We start from the raw sequence: 3146 nt of genomic DNA on the forward strand, positions 1-3146 counted from the left end.
CCCCACCAACCACCCATCCGCTAAATCCGTTACAAAATCCGCTGCTAACCGCCCCCCCCCCACCAACCAACTATCGGTTACAAAATCCCTCACCAATAATCCAGCAACCACCAACAACATCTACAATGCAATTCCTCGAACTCGTCCTCAAAAACTTCGGCCCCTACACAGGCATCCAAACCATCAATCTCCGCCCCGAAAAAGACGGCAATCCCCGCCCAGTCATATTACTTGGAGGCATGAACGGCGGTGGCAAAACCACCCTCATGGACGGCATCCGCCTCGCCCTTTACGGCGGCAGAGCCCAATGTTCCACCAGAGGAAATTTAAGCTACAGCGACTTCCTCAATCAATCCATCAACCGCCAAACTCCGCCATTTGAAGACACCCGCGTCGAACTAACATTTGAACAAATCCAAGACGACAAACTAACTCAATACAAAATAGTTAGATACTGGAAACCGGGCGACATAAAAGACACGTTAAGCATTCTCATATACAGCGAAATAGTCACCGATTGGTTTCCCGACAAAGCTATTAGCAACACCTGGGACGAATACATCGAAACTTTGCTACCAGTCGGCATCTCCAACTTATTTCTATTTGACGGCGAACAAGTCAAAGAACTAGCCGAACTCGAAACACCGCCCGAGTTTGTCGTCGGCGCAATTAAATCGCTTTTAGGTTTAGAATTAGCCGAACGCCTCGCCGTTGACTTAGAAATATTAGCCGGCCGCAAGCGCAAAGAAATTGCCGGCAAAAAAGACTTGGCAGCTTTAGAAAAAATAGAACAAACTTTTCAACAAATTACTGCTGAAAAAGAATTGCAAATTGAAAAAAGAGGCAGTTGCCAAAACGCATTAGACAAAGCCAAACAACACCAGCAGCAAGCATCAGACAAATTTATTTATGAAGGCGGCAAAATTGCAGCCGATCGCAGTTTTTTAGACAAACAACTAAACGACTACAAAACTGCTGCTGAAAAATCCCGTCAAGCCGCGATCGAACTAGCCTCAAAAGAATTGCCCTTAGCCCTAATTTCCCCCCTGCTAACCCAAGCCACAATCCAAGCAGAAACCGAAGCCAGCCGGCAGCAAGCAAAAATCGCCCAAAGTATTATCAAACAAAAAAGCGATCGCCTCCTGAACTACATCGCCGAAATATCCTTAAATCCCGAACAAATAGACAAAATTCAAGACTTCATCCGCCAAGAAAATAGAGAACTCGAACAGCAAGCCGGAAGCGACACCCCGCCCTGGTTAGCCGCCAGCAGTGAAAACATCCAGCAACTAGAAAACCTCCTCAGCTACCAAATCAAAGCCCAGGAAATAGCAGCCGCCAAACAAATAGCAGAAATCCAAAATATAGAATCTGAAATCGACTTCACCGACAGACAGCTAGCCGCCGCCGCTTCCCCCGAAGCCTACGAGAAACTAGAATCTGCCGTTAAAAATGCCCAAAAAACAGTCGCCAACGCAGCCGCGGACTTAGAATCAGCCAACCGCCGCATCGACGAATTAGACAAAGAATTAGCCAAAACCCAAAAAGAATTGGAAACCTACAGCAGCGAATACATCACCATCAGAAACAGCCAACACGTCATCGGTTCGATCGCCAAAGCCCAAGCTACCCTCAAACTATTTAAAGAAAAACTCACCCTCAAAAAACTCAACAAACTCGAAATAGAAATTACCGACTGTTTTCGCTACCTCTTGCACAAAACCGATTTGGTGCACAGAGTTGCGATCGACACTGACACATTTAGCCTCTCGATTTACGATCCAGAAGGTAAACCTGTACCGAAACACCGACTTTCTGCCGGTGAAAAACAACTGCTGGCGATCGCCTTTTTGTGGGGATTAGCCAGAGTATCCGGGAGACAGTTACCAGTCGCGATCGACACTCCCCTGGGCCGCCTCGACTCCTCCCACAGAAACAACCTAGTCGAACGCTATTTCCCCTCAGCCAGCCACCAAGTCATCCTGCTTTCTACGGACACGGAGATTCGCAAAGTAGAATATGATAAGCTGCAAGAATTAGAGGCGATCGCCCGCAGCTACCTCCTCAACTACGACTCAGCTAAACGCCAAACCACCGTCGAACCCGGTTATTTTTGGGACTAAAAAATCGCGCCAAAATTTTCCGCAACCCCCTTGACTTTGGCCTGGGAGTTGCGGTACTATATATATCATAATGGGATGGTTGCGAAAATTTTATTTTTGCCACCATCCCATTATATTAGGATATATCCTATTACAATCAGAATACCAAAAAACGCTGAATATATCAAGTCCGCGCCGTGTAAAAAATTGTTACTTTTAGTTTTTCAACTCTGTCAAAAAACGTAAATTTAGAGGCTGAGCCTCCCAAATATTAACACTCTTTACAAAATATCAAAACACTCTCAACCTATGGAACCACCAGTCGATCGCATCCTTTTATCTCAAACAGCCAAAGACCAACTGTCAAAACTCAAACGATCGACTAAAATCGATCGCTGGAACGTGCTGTGCAGGTGGGGGTTTTGCCGATCGCTCGCCGAGCCCAGCATACCATCCCCAGTGCCAATTAAGAGCGACAGCAACGTCGAACTAAGCTGGGATGTTTTTGGCGGCGACATGGCGGATATCCTGATAATTGCCCTCAAGCAGCGGTGTCACCAAGATAATTTGGGCACGTCCAAGGAAACTCTAGCTAAACAATTTCGCCTGCACTTGCATCGAGGTATTGGTTATTTAGCTGGCGATCCGAATCTTAAGAAAATAGAAGATTTGGTGGCGATCGCTCTTTCGCCTGAAAAATTAAGAAGTTAACTCTCGGTTGACTGTTGACTGTTGACTGTTGATTGTTGATTGTTGATTGTTGATTGTTGACTGTTAGTTGTTATTTGTTATTTGTTAGTTGTTATTTGTTATTTGTTAGTTGTTATTTGTTAGTTGTTATTTGTTAGTTGTTATTGGGAATTGAGAAGTAGAAATTGGTAATTCGCAACCAATAACCAATAACCAATAACCAATAACCAATAACCAATAACCAATAACCAATAACCAATAACCAATAACCAATAACCAATAACCAATAACCAATAACCAATAACCAATAACCAATAACCAATAACCAATAACCAATAACCAATAACCAATAAC

Annotated in this window: 3 protein-coding genes; 2 read left to right on the forward strand and 1 reads right to left on the reverse strand. The window is 44.5% G+C overall.

Annotation, left to right across the window (positions count from 1 at the left end; genetic code table 11):
* The first annotated feature begins 125 nt into the window (after positions 1-125).
* Together dndD and dndE are read left to right on the forward strand one after the other, a co-directional pair.
* Positions 126-2123 (forward strand): DNA sulfur modification protein DndD, encoded by a 1998-nt coding sequence (gene dndD, locus IQ263_RS27850; protein ID WP_194071268.1) that lies wholly within the window; start codon positions 126-128, stop codon positions 2121-2123.
* Positions 2124-2411: 288 nt separating this feature from the next.
* Positions 2412-2813, forward strand: coding sequence for a DNA sulfur modification protein DndE (dndE, locus tag IQ263_RS27855; protein WP_194071267.1), 402 nt, complete (start codon positions 2412-2414; stop codon positions 2811-2813).
* A 126-nt stretch (positions 2814-2939) separates the two neighbouring features.
* Here the strand turns inward: dndE and IQ263_RS29045 are convergent.
* A partial coding sequence (locus tag IQ263_RS29045) for a hypothetical protein (RefSeq protein ID WP_228050428.1) occupies positions 2940-3146 on the reverse strand: 207 nt, incomplete at its 5' end.

Source organism: Tychonema sp. LEGE 06208, from assembly GCF_015207505.1.
In the GTDB taxonomy this organism is placed as follows: Bacteria; Cyanobacteriota; Cyanobacteriia; order Cyanobacteriales; family Microcoleaceae; genus Microcoleus.